Here is a 15,677-nt window from a genome sequence, read left to right as displayed (position 1 = left end):
CTACTCCTGCTCAGGATTGCGTAAGTAGTAGCCTACTCCTCTTCGCGTCACAATCCATGAAGGGTGGCTCGGGTTATCTTCAATCTTTTCTCGCAACCTGCGCACAGTGACATCCACTGTCCGGACATCCCCATAATAGTCATATCCCCAAACTGTTTGAAGCAAATGTTCACGTGTCATGACTTGTCCGATATGTTTAGCTAAATAATGGAGTAGTTCAAATTCACGATGCGTTAATTCAATCGTTTCGTCTCGTTTCGAAACAATGTATGCATCCGGATGAATGGTTAGCGCCCCGACCGCAATTTCATTCGTTTCTGCCTGTTCTTCTTCTTGTACAGGCACCGCTTGATGTCGGCGCAAATTCGCTTTCACACGGGCAATGAGTTCACGTGTGGAAAACGGCTTTGTGACGTAATCATCCGCACCAAGTTCAAGACCGAGTACTTTATCAATTTCAGAATCTTTTGCCGTCAGCATAATAATGGGCATTTCATATTTTTTACGTACTTCACGACACACTTCCATTCCGTCACGGCCTGGAAGCATAATATCCAGTAAAATGATATCCGGATGCATTTCTTCTACCATCTCAACAGCCTGATCTCCATCATATGCACACTGAACGTCGTATCCTTCCTTTTTCAAATTAAACTGCAAAATGTCTGCAATTGGTCTTTCATCGTCTACAACCAATATTTTCTTTTGCATAATATATGTCCCTCGCTTCTTTTTCAATACGTTAAAGATGGCTTCAAATAATACATTTTATCATATTTGCGCCTCTTTTACCTTTTTTAACTTTACCATGAATAGTGTGACTGCGGCATCCCGTTTCTGATCGGTAAACATTTCATAAAGTGGAACTTCACTTCAACCCTGGATCAATTACGCTTTTACGGGTAGTTGTTCCTCATCTACCCTTCTTTTTTCGAAGTTTTACAATACATTCTCACTTACTGCCCTTTAATGCGGGATAAAATAATAAAAAGCACCACGGGAGCGAAATCACCGCGATGCTTTTTTTGATGGCTCAGGACGGAATCGAACCGCCGACACAAGGATTTTCAGTCCTTTGCTCTACCGACTGAGCTACTGAGCCTAGATAATTAACGTTCTTTACGTTATCTGTTAAAAACATAGCGGCCGTTGATCATGAAGGACAATTCATAGGTGCGGACGGCCGCTTTTAAGACATAACATTAGGTTAAAGTAAAAATGGCGGTCCGGACGGGACTCGAACCCGCGACCTCCTGCGTGACAGGCAGGCATTCTAACCAACTGAACTACCGGACCAACAATATGTTTACTAGCAACTTTGCTAATAGTATCACATGCCTAAGATACTGACAATACATTTCGAAAAAAAATGTCGAAAAATGCGAACAAAAAGAATATATATTGACAATTTTGCGACTATTTCCAAACGTTGCAATACAAATTTCGTCATTTCATGCCTCAATTCATGAACAATCGCATCTAAATACGACTTAATCGACTTAAAGTATGAACAAGGGGCACTGAACGCAGCCTATTAAAAAAACCGCTTCCACGAAGGAAACGGTTTTCATAACGATTAGCCCCAAACACTTCTTACAACGTTCGTTTGATTGCGGTCCGGTCCAACAGAAAATACAGAAAGCGGAATACCTGTCAGCTGTGAAACGCGCTCAATATAATGACGTGCATTTTCAGGAAGCTCATGCAAGTTTTTCACGCCTGTAACGTCTTCTGTCCAGCCTGGAAGTTCTTCGTATACGGGCTCACACTCTGAGAGGGCGCGAAGATTTGCCGGATACTCGGTAATCAATTCACCTTTGTAGCGATAAGCCGTACAAATTTTCAATGTTTCAATACCTGTCAACACGTCGATAGAATTAAGTGACAAGTCAGTTAAACCACTGACGCGGCGTGCATGACGAACAACAACGCTGTCAAACCAACCAACACGGCGTGGACGGCCTGTCGTTGTCCCATACTCACGGCCAACTTCACGGATACGGTCTCCGATTTCATTATTCAATTCAGTCGGGAATGGACCGTCACCCACACGCGTTGTGTACGCTTTTGATACGCCAACAACATGTGTGATTTTAGTCGGTCCAACACCAGAACCGATTGTCACACCCCCAGCAACCGGGTTTGATGACGTAACGAACGGATATGTTCCTTGATCGATATCAAGCATAACACCTTGTGCACCTTCAAATAATACGCGGCGGCCTTCATCAAGCGCATCGTTCAACACAACAGATGTGTCACAGACAAGATCTTTAATTTGCTGACCGTACTCGTAATATTCATCAAGAATATCTTCTACTTTAAATCCTTCTGTTTCATAAAATCGTTCTAGAAGACGATTTTTTTCTGCTACGTTATGTGTTAATTTTTCTTCAAATGTTTCCCGATCTAAAAGGTCAGCCATACGGATACCCATGCGTGCTGCTTTATCCATATAAGCAGGGCCGATTCCTTTTTTCGTCGTACCAATTTTATTGTCGCCTTTGCGCTCTTCTTCTACTTCATCGATTTTCAAATGATAAGGTAAGATCACATGTGCACGGTTTGATATACGAAGATTATCCGTTGATACACCATGTCCATGCAAATAGGCAAGCTCTTTTACAAGCGCTTTCGGATCAACAACCATACCGTTTCCGATTACACAAATTTTATCCGAATAAAAAATACCGGACGGGATTAAATGAAGCTTGTATGTAACACCGTTGAATTTAATTGTATGGCCTGCATTGTTTCCGCCTTGATAACGGGCAACCACTTCTGCATTTTCAGAAAGAAAATCTGTAACTTTTCCTTTTCCTTCATCGCCCCACTGCGTTCCTACTACTACTACTGATGACATTTTTTTGCACCTCCGAAGGTTCATGAAAAACGTTTTCTCAAACACAGTTATTTTACCAGTAAAAAACACTATTCGTCAAACAGAAAATACGAACATTTCAATATTTTATTAATTATTCATTCGTTTTTATGCTCCTGGCGGTGCTGACATATCATCGAAACGCCGCTCAATATTCACGAATTTATTGTATTCTTTCACAAATGCAAGCTCGACTGTACCGGTTGGGCCATTCCGTTGTTTCGCAATAATAATCTCAATCATATTTTTATTTTCTGATTCTTTGTCGTAGTAATCGTCACGGTATAAGAAGGCAACAATATCCGCATCCTGTTCAATCGAACCGGACTCCCGTATATCAGACATCATTGGACGCTTGTCTTGCCGCTGCTCTACACCACGCGATAATTGAGAGAGCGCAATAACAGGCACTTCAAGTTCACGGGCAAGCCCTTTTAATGATCGAGAAATTTCCGACACTTCCTGCTGACGATTGTCTCCGGAGCGGCCATTCCCTTGAATGAGCTGCAAATAATCAATTAAAATCATGCCTAAACCCTGTTCCTGTTTCAAACGGCGGCATTTTGATCGAATCTCACCGATACGTATACCCGGCGTATCATCAATATAAATACCGGAATTGGACAGGCTCCCCATCGCCATCGTTAATTTCCGCCAGTCTTCGTCTGTTAAAGCACCGGTCCGTAAGTTTTGAGCATTAATATTGCCTTCCGCACATAGCATCCGCATTACCAGCTGTTCTGCACCCATTTCCAGACTGAAAATCGCGACTTTTTCATCCGTATTCGTTGCAACATTTTGGGCAATATTCAGCGCAAAAGCCGTTTTACCTACTGATGGACGGGCTGCAACGATAATTAAATCATTACGCTGAAAACCGGCTGTCATACGATCAAGTTCGGCAAATCCAGTCGGTATACCAGTCACGTCGCCTTTTCGATTATGAAGAAGCTCAATATTGTCGTACGTGCGGACGAGTACATCTTTAATATTGTGGAATGCACCGGCGTTTTTTCGCTGTGCTACTTCCATAATGCTTTTTTCCGCTTCGCTGAGCAAATCTTCTACTTCGTCTTCCCTGTTGTATCCGTCCTGCGCAATCGTCGTTGCTGTGCGGATTAATCGGCGCAGGAGCGACTTTTCTTCGACAATACGAGCATAGTATTCAATGTTAGCTGCTGTCGGTACAGAAGCCGCCAGTTCACTTAAGTATGCAATACCGCCGACATCCTCAATCTGCTTTGCGGCTGCCAGATCTTCCGTCACTGTCACAACGTCTACTGCTTTACCGTGATCACCAAGTTTTAGCATCGTTAAATAAATTTGCTGATGGGCGTTCCGGTAAAAATCTTCCGGAATTAAAATTTCAGAAGCGACTGTTAACGTAGATGGCTCAAGAAAGATCGCACCTAGTACAGCCTGTTCTGCTTCAATGTTTTGCGGCGGAATGCGGTCCGTCAATAAATCGCTCATTTTCAATCTCCTTACATAAAAAATGTGACCAGATAAATCCGATCACATTTTTTATTTATTTACTTGTCCTCTGATACATGAACTTTCAAGACAGCTGTTACTTCATTATGCAATTTAACGGAAACATTCGTATAACCAAGACTGCGAATGCCATCCGGTAAATCCATTTTACGCTTATCTAATTTAATATTATGCGTCTTATTCAATTCATCCACTACTTGCTTCGCTGTAACAGAACCGAAGATGCGGCCACCTTCGCCCGTTTTTGCATGTAATTCAACCGTTAATTTTTCGACCGTTTCTTTCAGCTTTTTCGCTGCTTCCAGTTCTTCTGCTGCAATTGCCTGTTCTTTTTTCTTTTGTGCATCAAGTGTATTCTGATTACCGGATGTTGCTTCCACCGCAAACCCGTTTTTAATTAAAAAGTTATTTGCGTAGCCGTCCGCTACGTTCTTCACTTCGCCTTTCTTCCCTTTACCTTTTACATCTTTTAAAAAAATAACTTTCATTCTTCATTTCCCCCTTCAGTCAATTCATCAATAACCCGGCATAATTTCATTTCAACCTCTTCAATAGATGCATCTTTCACCTGTGTCGCCGCGTTCGTCAAATGGCCACCGCCATTCATTTGTTCCATAATAATCTGTACATTCACATCACCAAGCGAACGGGCGCTTATCCCAACCGTCTCTTCTCCCCTTCGTGCAATGACGAACGACGCCTGCACACCGTTCATCGTAAGGAGCGTATCGGCTGCTTGAGCAATCAATACCGAGTCGTATATATAATCGTCTTTTCCTTTTGCAATAGCTAGACCATCTTTGTAAAAATAAACGGTTTCGATAAGCTGGCCACGCTGAATATACGTATCAATATCTTCTTTTAAAAACTTCTGAACGAGAATCGTATCCGCTCCATGTGTACGCAAATACGCAGCTGCATCGAACGTCCGGGCACCTGTCCGTAGTGAAAAGCTTTTCGTATCGACAATAATCCCCGCTAGAAGCGCTGTCGCTTCAAGCGACATTATTTTTTTCGTTTTAGGCTGGTATTCAAGTAATTCTGTTACGAGTTCTGCCGTCGATGATGCATACGGCTCCATGTAAACGAGAATTGGATTTTTAATAAATTCTTCTCCACGCCGATGATGATCGATCACGATTACCCGCTCAGCTTTTGTCAATAGCCTGTCTTCAATGACTAAAGACGGCTTATGCGTATCAACGACAACGAGCAGTGTTTTATTCGTCGCAATTTCAAGCGCTTCTTCTGGTGTAATGACGCGTGAGTAAAGCTCAGGGTTTTGTTCTTTTAATTCTTGCATTAGTCTCTTCACTGCTGTATCAATTTGCGAAAAATCAATGACAATATACCCTTCACGGCCATTTAGTTCCGCTACATGACGAATGCCCATCGATGCCCCGACCGCATCCATATCCGGATACTTGTGCCCCATCACAATAACTTTATCGCTATCTGCAACAATATCACGAAGCGCGTGGGAAATAACTCGTGCCCTGACGCGTGTCCGCTTCTCTGTCGGATTTGTTTTCCCACCGTAAAACTTTACTTTCCCGTCGTCTTGTTTAATCGCAGTCTGATCACCGCCGCGGCCCAGTGCCAAATCAAGACTGGACTGAGCAATGTCACCGAGTTCGGGTAATGGAACTAACCCTTGTCCAACTCCGATGCTAAGAGTGAGCGGTGCATGGTACTTCGCTGTTTCTTCCCGTACTTCATCTAGTATTGAAAACTTTGTTTCTTCAAGTGTTTTCAATATGCGCTCATTCAATACAGCGAAAAAACGATCGGATGAAATGCGTTTTAAATACATTCCATTATCTTTTGCCCAATTATTCAGCGTGGATGTTACTGCACTGTTTAATCTGCTTCGTGTCTGATCATCCATTCCTTGCGTTAGATCATCATAGTTATCAAGAAAAATGATGCTGAGTACTGTTTTTTCTTCTTCAAATAGCTGTGCTGTTTTTTCCTGTTTCGTCACATCAAAAAAGTAAAGAAGACGCTCTTCTGGTTTAATAATGACCCGAAATAATTTGTCATGGAGCGAAATAATGGTTTCTTTTTCTCCTTTAATGACCGCGGGCATGGGCTCAGCTACTTCATAAAGCGATTCACCAACAAGTGTTTCTTCTTTAAAGTAAGAAGTCAAAAAGGGATTTGCCCACTCGACTTTATATTCTTTATTATACAAAAGAATCCCAATTGGCAGCTTCTGAAGCGTTTCATCTCCCACCTTCTGCAGTCTGTACGTAAGCGTTGTCACATATTGCTCCACTTCCGCATGCAATCTTTTTTCTGCCAGATATAAAAACAGGAGAAGTAAAATCGTCACCGTGATCATCACGATGCCCACAACGTGATGATAGGTCAGCAGCCATATAGAAGCCGTGGTTAAGACCAGCGCGATAACGATCAACAGCAATTGAACAATTCGCCTGTTATAATACGAAAGCATAGCTTCAGCTCCTAATTGTAGAACTCCATTACATGTACTTAATGGAGCCGATTTTAAAAAGCATGTTACGGCTTTTTCTGCATTCGCTGTCTCAAATCAAATCCTAAGTCAATTATACCTAATAATCGGATAAGATAAAGGACCGGAATGACCGGAATTGATAAAATTGCAATGATGATTGGAATTGCTTTCGACCATTTTTTACTGTGTGCAAAAAAGAACACGAATGATAAACCTTGTATGTATAGACAACCTTGTAAAATAAACATGATGTTTACATATATGTCATACCACATTGTTCCCTCTTTCGGATTAGCAATTAGTGCACTGATCATGAATAACAAGTAATACCATAAAATCGACCTTGGCAGCCGTACCGAGTGAAATGGATTGACTGGCTTTGTTTGAATGCCAAGTCTTTTTGCAATTGGGTAGTTGATCATCATTAATATAAACACCATGCCAAATGATGTCGCGATCAATAGGGCTGGTAAGATATCACTAATATAATTCATTGCTATATCCACTTGCTCTCTCATCTGATCCATGTCTCCTGAACCGAGTAATGGGCCGATTTCATTGAGCGTCGTCTCAAAAGTAGCACGAAATTCATCAAAAAATGTTAAATCAAACAACCAGACCATGATGACATATTGAGCGATAACATTCAATAGAAGTGTTAGGCTTCCTGCCATATAGATGATCCAGTTATCAGTTTTTCTCCGAACCATCGTCCCCATCACAATACCAGTTGTTCCATATAGCAACGCTGCCGGCAGCATAAATGGACCACCTATTAAAAACGTAATGGCTACTGCCCCGACGAGCAGTATAAGAGCCGGTACGATCTTATATTTTGCACTGTAAATGAAAAAAGGCAACATCAAAAACAAGACACCGATTATTGACAAAATTGGCACGTATACCGTAACAAGGAGCAGCACTGTAAAAAGTGCCGACATGAGCGCCCCTTCTGTTATCATTTTCGTTCTTTCCACTTTAACACTCCGTTCATACACCGTTAATTCCGACATTCTCCTTCTTTATTCTACATTCCTTTCTTCATCCATTCAACTTTAAATACAAAACAGCCCGAACGAACGATCGGACTGTTTCCATAAGTACTTATATGTGAAATTGACGAATTGCGCTAATCAATTCTTCATTTAATGAAGCTAGCTGTTCAGATGCCAACGCAACACTTTCTATAACTGCAAGCTGGTTTTTCGTCCGATCCTGTACTTCTTCGCATGAAGCAGCGGAAGAACGGGCTTCCTCCGCTAAATGACCAACCGTTTGCACAACAACATCTTTTTCATTGTTAGCTGTATGAATATGACTCGCAATTTCGACAATCGCAGCATCCATTTTGTTCATTAACTCTCCTTGATCTGCAAAAACAATTTCGGTTTCGCGTACAGCGTCTGTCTGTGTCATAATATGATCACCAGCCTGGCTCATCGTATCAATTACATGTTCAGATCCAGTTTGAACAGCGGCAATTTTTTCATGAATCTCGCCGGCTGCTTTATTTGACTGTTCTGCAAGTTTTCTCACTTCCTGCGCCACGACTGCAAATCCTCTGCCATGGTTACCAGCACGTGCAGCCTCAATCGATGCATTTAACGCAAGCAAATTCGTTTGCACCGAAATATCTTCAATCACATGAACGATGCTTTCAATACGGGTAATGTCTTCTGCCAGCGTTCGAATAGCGGTCATCGCTGCGTCCATCCATCCCGTTGATGTATCCATTGCCAATGCAACAGCCGCGACATGAGCCGATCCTTTTTCAGTCGCTCCAGCAGCCTGCTCAGCAAGCTTTGACATTGCCGATGCCTCTTCTGAAATAGAACTAATTAAGTGGCCCAGTTCAATTGAACGATCGGCTGCTTTTTTAGACCCGCTTGCTGACCTTTCTGTACCGTCCGTTAATTCTTCAAGTGCGGAGAAAGCCATCGCACCGGATTCATTAATTTCCTGTACCGCTATATTCAATTGATGAATGGATTCGCGTACATTCGCGGCAGCATCATCTGTTATGCCGACAATGCTACGCATTTTCCGTACCATATTATTGAAATTCCTTCCAAGCGCCGCGACTTCATCTTTTCCTGACATGTGAACGTGCGTCTGCAAATCTCCATCCGCTACTTGCTGTACAGATTCGTTAAGCTTTTGAATCGGCTTTGTCACTTTAGATGATAAAACCGACACGACAAAAATGACTAAAAAAAGAATAGAAAACGCTGTAATGGCGAGAATTTTTTTCATTTCATTTGAAACACCAAATAAGTTCTCTTTTTCATATACAGCACCGATTTTCCATCCTGTTTTGCCAACTGTATCATATACGATAAGTCCTTTTTCCGTATCAATAACACCATTTTTCTCTCCATTGATCACAGAAGTCATCACAGGATCTTTCGTAACGTCCTGCCCTTTTTCCGTCGGGTGAATAATCGCTTTTCCTTCAATTGATAAAATAACGGGATAACCATCGTAGCCGATATTCAGCTCGTTCATCCAATTCGTCATGCTCGTTAAATTAATATCCGATCCAATGACACCAAGAACATCCTCACCACTCATGATTGCTTTTGATACAGTAATCACATAGTCACCTGTTTTGCTTTCATATGGCTCGCTCCATACAGGATCTTTTGATTTTACCGCCTGTGTATACCAAACTTCTTTCACTGGGTTATAATCAGCCGACAAAGCTGTTGCCGGTGTCATTTTAAACATGCCATTCTCAGAAGCATAGTAAACACTCAATGCATCTTTATATATTTCCGTGTATCGGTTGAAAACCGTTTGAATTTGTCTTTCCATATTATTGTTCGGCTCGTTAGAAGAGCGATATGTATTAGCATATTGAACAACTTGGTCCGATTCCGATAACAATTGAATACTTTCTTCGTACTTTTTCAAAAAAACGGCCGCTGAATTATTCAGCTCTTTCACAAAACCTTGTGTCTGTTCCGTCGTATCTTCAGCTATTTTTTGTTCTACTTTCCAACTCGTAAAAAGAATAATAAAGGCAAATGCACAGATTAACAAAATCGCAATCGGCACTATAAATTTCATTCGAATTGATCTCATTTATTTATCTACACCCTTCTTCCTAGCTCCGCCTTCCATTATAGTTTTATATACCTATTATATTGTTAAGCCTTTGTAAAGTTTTTATTAAAATTAGATATGAAAAACCAACATCTATTTTCCCTTATGCTTGTTCCAGCTTAAAACGTTCCACAACTTCTTTTAGATCAATACTCAGTTCCATTAACTGCTCAGAAGATTCCGTAACGGTTCGAATGGCTTTTAACTGCTCTTCCGCCGAAGCACTTACTTCTTCACTCGCTGATGCAATGCCTGCCATCACATAAATGACTTCATCTTTTGTTAAAGCTACTTCTTTAATTTCACTGTTAATGGTTGAGATTGATAATGCAATTGTGCCCACAAGCGTAGATATTTTTGTGAAAATCATGCTCGTTTCTTCGACGACATTCATCTGCTCATCAAAGTTGCTGTGCGTTTTCTTCATTTGGTTTACAGCCTGCCTTGAGCCCATTTGAAAATCTGAATTGGTTTCTTTCACGCGGCCTGTAAGGACTGCTCTACAAGCTTCCTCCCTTTTTGAACGCAACTGCGAACCCTTTTCCGTGCTCGCCTGCACGCGCCGCTTCAATGGACGCATTTAACGCCAGCAAATTTGTCTGTGCAGATATATTTGTAATTTGTTGAAGGACTACTTCAATCGATGTAATCTTTGATTCCAGATCCACAATGACGCACTGCATATCTTCAATGTATTTTTTCGTTTCTTCGCTGGACCTACGCAATGCATGAATTTGTCTCAAGCCTTCCTCGTTCGCTTGTTCAGCTTCTTCTGCTGCTCTGGCTATTTCATCTGCCGATCGGTAATGACATCAATCTGACTGCCAAGATTGTTTGATCGTTCTGTTGCTTCTACCGATTCCTTCACATCATGGACAGAATGATTCACTTGTTTTTCCCCATAAAAAAAGCACAATGCTGAAAATTCAACATCGTGCCTGTTTCAATTCTTATCTTTCTTCTCCAACGAATGGAAGAAGTGCTACCTGCCGCGAGCGTTTAATTGCAATTGTTAAACGACGTTGGTATTTAGCGCTTGTACCTGTAACACGGCGTGGAAGAATTTTTCCACGTTCAGATACGAATTTTTTAAGCAAATCAACATCTTTATAATCGATATGTGTAATACCATTAGATGTGAAATAACAAACCTTTTTACGCTTACGTCCACCTCTGCGTCCTGCCATGAGTTTCCCCTCCTCTTTTATTGATTAGAACGGAAGATCATCGTCTGAAATATCGATCGGCTGACCGTCATTCGCGAACGGATCTTCATTCATTTTAGAATAACCGGCATTGTTACTGCTGCGCTGTTGATTCTGCTGTTGCTGGCCAAACGGAAAATCCTGGTTGTTATTCCGCTGTTCGCCACCGTAAGAGCCTCCGCCCTGCTGCTGTTGAGGAGCGTCCGAATAGCCGCCTCCTCCACTGCCGCCTGATGAGCGTGGTTCGAGAAATTGGACACTGTCAGCCTGAACTTCTGTCACGTAAACGCGCTTTCCATCCTGACCTTCATAATTGCGCGTCTGGATACGTCCTTCAACGCCGGCAAGGCTTCCTTTTTTCAAGAAGTTTGCCACGTTTTCAGCCGGCTTTCTCCATATCACACAGTTAATGAAATCCGCTTCTCTGTCACCCTGTTGATTCGTATACGTGCGGTTAACCGCAAGCGTAAACGTCGCAACAGCTGCTCCTGCTGGTGTGTAGCGAAGTTCTGGATCTTTCGTTAAACGACCGACTAAAACCACCCGGTTTATCATCAGAATCAACTCCTTTTCTTTTGAAATGTTTCACGTGAAACATGTTGAAAAAGATGTGTATTTATTACGTTACGATTATTTCTCTTCTTCTTTAACAACGATATGACGGATAATGTCATCACTGATTTTCGCAAGACGGTCAAACTCTTCAACTGCTGCTGCATTTTCAGCTTTAGCATGAATAAGTTGGTAGAAGCCTTCACGGAAATCGTTGATTTCGTACGCTAAACGGCGTTTACCCCAATCTTTTGAATCGATGATCTCCGCACCATTTGAAGTAAGGATACCGTCAAAACGCTCAACTAGCGCTTTTTTCGCTTCATCTTCAATGTTCGGGCGGATAATGTACATGAATTCGTACTTTCTCATCTTCGTTCACCTCCTCGTGGACTATGCGGCCCTTTGATTCCCAAAGAGCAAGGAGTAAGTTTTCATTACTCACAAGTTGAAATTATAACATGAATCTCTCAACAACGCAACATTCTCTAACAATCCGATTTTATGAGTAGTCATTCATGACAACAGCTTTGGCGGCATCCTCATTATAGAACACATGTTTTATTATAGCAACTTTTAAAACATTCTTTGTTTAAAAAAAGCAGAATAAGTTTAAAAACTAACCATGATCGCCGTAATTGCGGCATTTCCAAACGCCGTTAACAAAATAACAAGCTGATATTTAACGGCAATAACAGGCGATGCACCAGCTATAATCGCACCGGCCATCATGCATGGCAATTGAACGAGTCCGATCGTTTTCATCGCTTCCACATTTGGAATAAGTGCGGCTTTTACTGTTGCTTCAATTAACTCCTGCGCTGCTTGCCCTTTTGTTGCGCCGAGTGCGAGTTTCCCCATGATCAGCTCTTTTGTCGCGTCAAACTCTCGGGACATACGGTCGAATGTTAAGCTGACAGCGATCATTGAACTACCGATAATCATCCCGCTCATAGGTAAAATATACTACAAATCATAGTTAACCATGTCAAATAGGACCCAGATTGAGACAGATACGATTTCAGCCGTTACAATCGCAGCAAAGGCAATCCAAAATGAATGATAAAATACACTCCCCCGCTTTCCACTCGTTCTCGCTGCAATGACGATCATAAATAAAATAAGCAGCGTAAAGACAACTGGCGATTTAATCGAAAAAACGAATGTAAGGATACAGCCAATTGTCAGAAGCTGCGCGAATGGACGCAATGATGATATCTTTCGAAATGCCAAGCTGCTGTTTATACGATAGCCGGAGAGGCACCGTCATAATTAAAAAAGCAGCAAGCAATGCCATATAACTTATATCTTTCACGATACGTAACTCCCTTACAAAAAAAGGGTCTGTCTCAAAATTGAATTTTGAGACAGACCTTTTTTCAAAATGGCAGTGGGAAAAAGATTTGATGACAGGATTATTTCCATCGAAAATAATCGATATTTACCGTGACTGGTCAGTTTCTCAAGTCACAATAAAGAAATGTTGTTTTCCTTTTCGATCCTTTATACATTGAAGCGGAAATGAACAACGTCCCCGTCTTTCATCACATACTCTTTTCCTTCAAGACGCACTCTTCCCGCTTCCTTAGCTGCTGTCATTGAACCGTTTGATACAAGATCGTCGTAAGAAACGGTTTCCGCACGAATAAATCCACGTTCGAAGTCGGTGTGGATAATACCGGCACATTGGGGCGCTTTCATACCATGGCGGAATGTCCATGCACGCACTTCCTGCACACCTGCTGTAAAATATGTGGCAAGACCAAGCAATGAATACGCGGCTTTAATTAATTGATCAAGACCCGATTGTTCAATGCCAAGTTCTTCTAAAAACATCGCTTTTTCATCATCATCCAGCTCCGCAATTTCTTCTTCCACTTTTGCGCAAATGACGATGAGTTCAGATCCTTCACCTTCCGCATAATCACGTACCTTTTGTACATGCTCATTGCCTGACGGGTCTGAAATTTCTTCTTCACTTACATTGGCTACGTATAGCATTGGCTTCGCTGTAAGCAAATGCAGTTGTTTCACAATTTTTTGCTGATCATCTGTGAATTCAATGGAACGGGCAGGCTTGTCCGCTTCAAGTGCTTCTTTTATGATCACGAGTACGTCATGTTCTGCTACTGACTCTTTATCTTTTTGCTTAGCTAGTTTCGCTACACGTGCAAGACGTTTGTCCACCGATTCAAGATCAGCGAGAATCAATTCAAGGTTAATGACTTCGATATCATCAATCGGATCAACTTTTCCGGATACGTGTGTAATGTTTTCATCATCAAAACAGCGGACGACCTGACAAATTGCATCGACTTCACGAATGTGAGACAAAAATTTATTGCCAAGGCCTTCCCCTTTGCTGGCTCCTTTTACGATGCCCGCAATATCGGTAAATTCAAATGCAGTCGGGACCGTCTTTTTCGGTGTTACCATTTCTGTCAATTTCGCGAGACGCTCATCTGGCACTTCTACGATGCCGACGTTCGGGTCAATCGTACAGAACGGATAGTTCGCCGATTCTGCTCCTGCTTTTGTAATTGCGTTAAATAATGTTGATTTCCCAACATTCGGAAGTCCAACAATTCCTGCTGTTAATGCCATATTATTCACTCCTTATTTTCTCGAAAGGATCAAATGCTCAATTCTCTGCGTCCTGCCGCAACGCCTCCGTGACCCGCTTCCTGTAGGCACACGGACGAATTATTTTGTTCAACCTTTCCCTATTATATGGACTGAGAGGGAAAAAGGCAATTTCACACAAAAAAAGAGCAGCTCATTCGCCGCCGCTCTGTTCAAATACTTTTTTCATTTTTTTTGCAAATTCACGACGCGGTAGCATAACACTGTGACCGCAGCCTTCACATTTAATGCGGATATCCATGCCGAGACGGATAATTTTCCACCGGTTCGTACCGCATGGATGGGGTTTTTTCATTTCAACAACGTCGTTTAATTCAAATTGCTTCTCTTCCATCAAGTTGCCCCCCCGCTTTTCGACTTTTTCTGTTCCGTTTCCGGTTCGTCCGTTTTTGAATACATGACCATACGCGGATACGGAATTTCAATACCTTGTTCATCTAAGTACAATTTTATATCTTTTCGAATCATACGGGCAATATAATAATGATTCATTGGTGTTGTTTCTGCCGTAATTCTCAGTGTTACATCAGCTGCCGCCATCATCTGAATTCCTAGGAGTTTTGGTGTTGAAACGATCTCTGGATATTTCGCTTGAAGCGTTTCAAGCAGTTCACCAATAACCCGTTCTGCCTCTGCAATATTTTCTTCATACGCAATGCTCACATCAACGACGGCTACGCTGTTGTGAAGTGAAAAATTCGTCACTTCAACAATACTTCCATTCGGTAAAATATGTAACTCACCCGTCCAGTTTTTAATTTTCGTCGTGCGCAGCCCAATTTCTTCAACCGTTCCTTCAAACTGGCCAATGCGGACAAAATCACCGACGGAAAACTGATCTTCAAAAATAATAAAAAATCCGGTAATAACATCACGGACCAAATTCTGTGCACCAAAACCAATCGCTAAACCAAGCACACCAGCACCGGCAATTAATCCTTTTACATCAAACGATAAAATAGCCAGTACATTAACAAGCGCAATAAAGTAGACTACGTATGCCAATACATTTTCAATCAACTTTAAAAGCGTATTTTCGCGTCGTTCTGAAAAGGTAAGCGGCGCTTTCGAACGAATCACAAAAAAGTTGCGAATCGCAAGTTTGCCAACTTTCACAATGACCATGGCGGCGAGAATCGTTAACGTAATTTTAATCGTTCCTTCACCGAACGCAAGCCACGTCTCTTCATTCGTAAATTTAGCCCATAATTTTTCGAGAGCGCGCTGATATGTCGATAATGATGATTCTTCCAAAACAAGCCCTCCTTCTCCTGCTTCTTATGTTGTCACTATTTTAACAGGATCAGGCGCTCATTTA

16 protein-coding genes, 2 tRNA genes and 1 pseudogene are annotated in these 15,677 nt (G+C 41.8%); all 19 read right to left on the bottom strand.

Annotation, left to right across the window (positions count from 1 at the left end; genetic code table 11):
- On the bottom strand, window positions 1-711 hold the full coding sequence (gene yycF / locus AWH49_RS15995; protein WP_018395029.1) for a response regulator YycF: 711 nt from the start codon (window positions 709-711) through the stop codon (window positions 1-3).
- 318 nt (window positions 712-1,029) lie between these two features.
- A tRNA-Phe gene (locus AWH49_RS15990) sits at window positions 1,030-1,102 on the bottom strand.
- A gap of 117 nt (window positions 1,103-1,219) precedes the next feature.
- Window positions 1,220-1,296 (bottom strand) — tRNA-Asp (locus AWH49_RS15985).
- 280 nt (window positions 1,297-1,576) lie between these two features.
- Complete coding sequence (locus tag AWH49_RS15980) at window positions 1,577-2,863, bottom strand: adenylosuccinate synthase (RefSeq protein ID WP_034287768.1); 1,287 nt, start codon at window positions 2,861-2,863, stop codon at window positions 1,577-1,579.
- Between the two features lie 126 nt (window positions 2,864-2,989).
- Window positions 2,990-4,354 carry a replicative DNA helicase gene (gene dnaB, locus AWH49_RS15975; RefSeq protein ID WP_018395031.1) on the bottom strand — a complete coding sequence of 455 codons (1,365 nt, stop codon included), beginning with the start codon at window positions 4,352-4,354 and terminating at the stop codon, window positions 2,990-2,992.
- Window positions 4,355-4,413: 59 nt separating this feature from the next.
- On the bottom strand, window positions 4,414-4,863 hold the full coding sequence (rplI, locus tag AWH49_RS15970; protein ID WP_018395032.1) for a 50S ribosomal protein L9: 450 nt from the start codon (window positions 4,861-4,863) through the stop codon (window positions 4,414-4,416).
- Window positions 4,860-6,833: a DHH family phosphoesterase gene (locus tag AWH49_RS15965; protein ID WP_034287774.1), complete on the bottom strand. Its 1,974-nt coding sequence runs from the start codon at window positions 6,831-6,833 to the stop codon at window positions 4,860-4,862. Before AWH49_RS15965 ends, rplI begins: the two co-directional genes overlap by 4 nt.
- A gap of 65 nt (window positions 6,834-6,898) precedes the next feature.
- On the bottom strand, window positions 6,899-7,831 hold the full coding sequence (locus AWH49_RS15960; RefSeq protein ID WP_169816012.1) for a YybS family protein: 933 nt from the start codon (window positions 7,829-7,831) through the stop codon (window positions 6,899-6,901).
- 127 nt (window positions 7,832-7,958) lie between these two features.
- On the bottom strand, window positions 7,959-9,938 hold the full coding sequence (locus AWH49_RS15955; protein WP_082862908.1) for a methyl-accepting chemotaxis protein: 1,980 nt from the start codon (window positions 9,936-9,938) through the stop codon (window positions 7,959-7,961).
- A 124-nt stretch (window positions 9,939-10,062) separates the two neighbouring features.
- Window positions 10,063-10,386, bottom strand: coding sequence for a hypothetical protein (locus AWH49_RS15950; protein WP_157723763.1), 324 nt, complete (start codon window positions 10,384-10,386; stop codon window positions 10,063-10,065).
- 73 nt (window positions 10,387-10,459) lie between these two features.
- Window positions 10,460-10,702 (bottom strand): methyl-accepting chemotaxis protein, encoded by a 243-nt coding sequence (locus AWH49_RS21040; RefSeq protein WP_063966534.1) that lies wholly within the window; start codon window positions 10,700-10,702, stop codon window positions 10,460-10,462.
- Window positions 10,703-10,909: 207 nt separating this feature from the next.
- Window positions 10,910-11,146 carry a 30S ribosomal protein S18 gene (rpsR, locus tag AWH49_RS15940; protein ID WP_045852641.1) on the bottom strand — a complete coding sequence of 79 codons (237 nt, stop codon included), beginning with the start codon at window positions 11,144-11,146 and terminating at the stop codon, window positions 10,910-10,912.
- A gap of 24 nt (window positions 11,147-11,170) precedes the next feature.
- Complete coding sequence (ssb, locus tag AWH49_RS15935; protein ID WP_063966533.1) at window positions 11,171-11,719, bottom strand: single-stranded DNA-binding protein; 549 nt, start codon at window positions 11,717-11,719, stop codon at window positions 11,171-11,173.
- Between the two features lie 75 nt (window positions 11,720-11,794).
- Window positions 11,795-12,088 carry a 30S ribosomal protein S6 gene (gene rpsF / locus AWH49_RS15930; RefSeq protein WP_018395041.1) on the bottom strand — a complete coding sequence of 98 codons (294 nt, stop codon included), beginning with the start codon at window positions 12,086-12,088 and terminating at the stop codon, window positions 11,795-11,797.
- Window positions 12,089-12,328: 240 nt separating this feature from the next.
- Window positions 12,329-12,925 (bottom strand): annotated as a pseudogene (locus tag AWH49_RS20855) (ABC transporter permease).
- Window positions 12,864-13,031, bottom strand: coding sequence for a hypothetical protein (locus AWH49_RS20180; protein ID WP_157723761.1), 168 nt, complete (start codon window positions 13,029-13,031; stop codon window positions 12,864-12,866). Before AWH49_RS20180 ends, AWH49_RS20855 begins: the two are co-directional and overlap by 62 nt.
- Before the next feature lie 188 nt (window positions 13,032-13,219).
- Window positions 13,220-14,320 carry a redox-regulated ATPase YchF gene (gene ychF, locus AWH49_RS15920; protein ID WP_063966532.1) on the bottom strand — a complete coding sequence of 367 codons (1,101 nt, stop codon included), beginning with the start codon at window positions 14,318-14,320 and terminating at the stop codon, window positions 13,220-13,222.
- 172 nt (window positions 14,321-14,492) lie between these two features.
- The gene (locus AWH49_RS15915; protein ID WP_034287788.1) at window positions 14,493-14,693 is read right to left on the bottom strand and encodes a DUF951 domain-containing protein; all 201 of its coding nucleotides are present in this window, start codon (window positions 14,691-14,693) and stop codon (window positions 14,493-14,495) included.
- The gene (locus AWH49_RS15910) at window positions 14,693-15,613 is read right to left on the bottom strand and encodes a mechanosensitive ion channel family protein (RefSeq protein ID WP_063966531.1); all 921 of its coding nucleotides are present in this window, start codon (window positions 15,611-15,613) and stop codon (window positions 14,693-14,695) included. Before AWH49_RS15910 ends, AWH49_RS15915 begins: the two co-directional genes overlap by 1 nt.
- Window positions 15,614-15,677: the final 64 nt, after the last annotated feature.

The sequence above is a fragment of the Domibacillus aminovorans genome, from assembly GCF_001643235.1.
Classification (GTDB): Bacteria; Bacillota; Bacilli; order Bacillales; family Domibacillaceae; genus Domibacillus; species Domibacillus aminovorans.
Note: the sequence above shows the minus strand (reverse complement) of the source record. Positions and strands in the feature narration are given on the sequence as shown.

Bases quoted from the DNA above. Each gene is read 5' to 3' on its own strand.
- rpsR (WP_045852641.1), bottom strand. From the start codon at position 11,146: ATGGCAGGACGCAGAGGTGGACGTAAGCGTAAAAAGGTTTGTTATTTC.
- ychF (WP_063966532.1), bottom strand. From the start codon at position 14,320: ATGGCATTAACAGCAGGAATTGTTGGACTTCCGAATGTTGGGAAATCA.
- AWH49_RS15965 (WP_034287774.1), bottom strand. From the start codon at position 6,833: ATGCTTTCGTATTATAACAGGCGAATTGTTCAATTGCTGTTGATCGTT.
- rpsF (WP_018395041.1), bottom strand. From the start codon at position 12,088: ATGAGAAAGTACGAATTCATGTACATTATCCGCCCGAACATTGAAGAT.
- AWH49_RS15915 (WP_034287788.1), bottom strand. From the start codon at position 14,693: ATGGAAGAGAAGCAATTTGAATTAAACGACGTTGTTGAAATGAAAAAA.
- yycF (WP_018395029.1), bottom strand. From the start codon at position 711: ATGCAAAAGAAAATATTGGTTGTAGACGATGAAAGACCAATTGCAGAC.
- AWH49_RS15950 (WP_157723763.1), bottom strand. From the start codon at position 10,386: ATGAAGAAAACGCACAGCAACTTTGATGAGCAGATGAATGTCGTCGAA.
- dnaB (WP_018395031.1), bottom strand. From the start codon at position 4,354: ATGAGCGATTTATTGACGGACCGCATTCCGCCGCAAAACATTGAAGCA.
- AWH49_RS15955 (WP_082862908.1), bottom strand. From the start codon at position 9,938: ATGAGATCAATTCGAATGAAATTTATAGTGCCGATTGCGATTTTGTTA.
- rplI (WP_018395032.1), bottom strand. From the start codon at position 4,863: ATGAAAGTTATTTTTTTAAAAGATGTAAAAGGTAAAGGGAAGAAAGGC.
- AWH49_RS15980 (WP_034287768.1), bottom strand. From the start codon at position 2,863: ATGTCATCAGTAGTAGTAGTAGGAACGCAGTGGGGCGATGAAGGAAAA.
- ssb (WP_063966533.1), bottom strand. From the start codon at position 11,719: ATGATAAACCGGGTGGTTTTAGTCGGTCGTTTAACGAAAGATCCAGAA.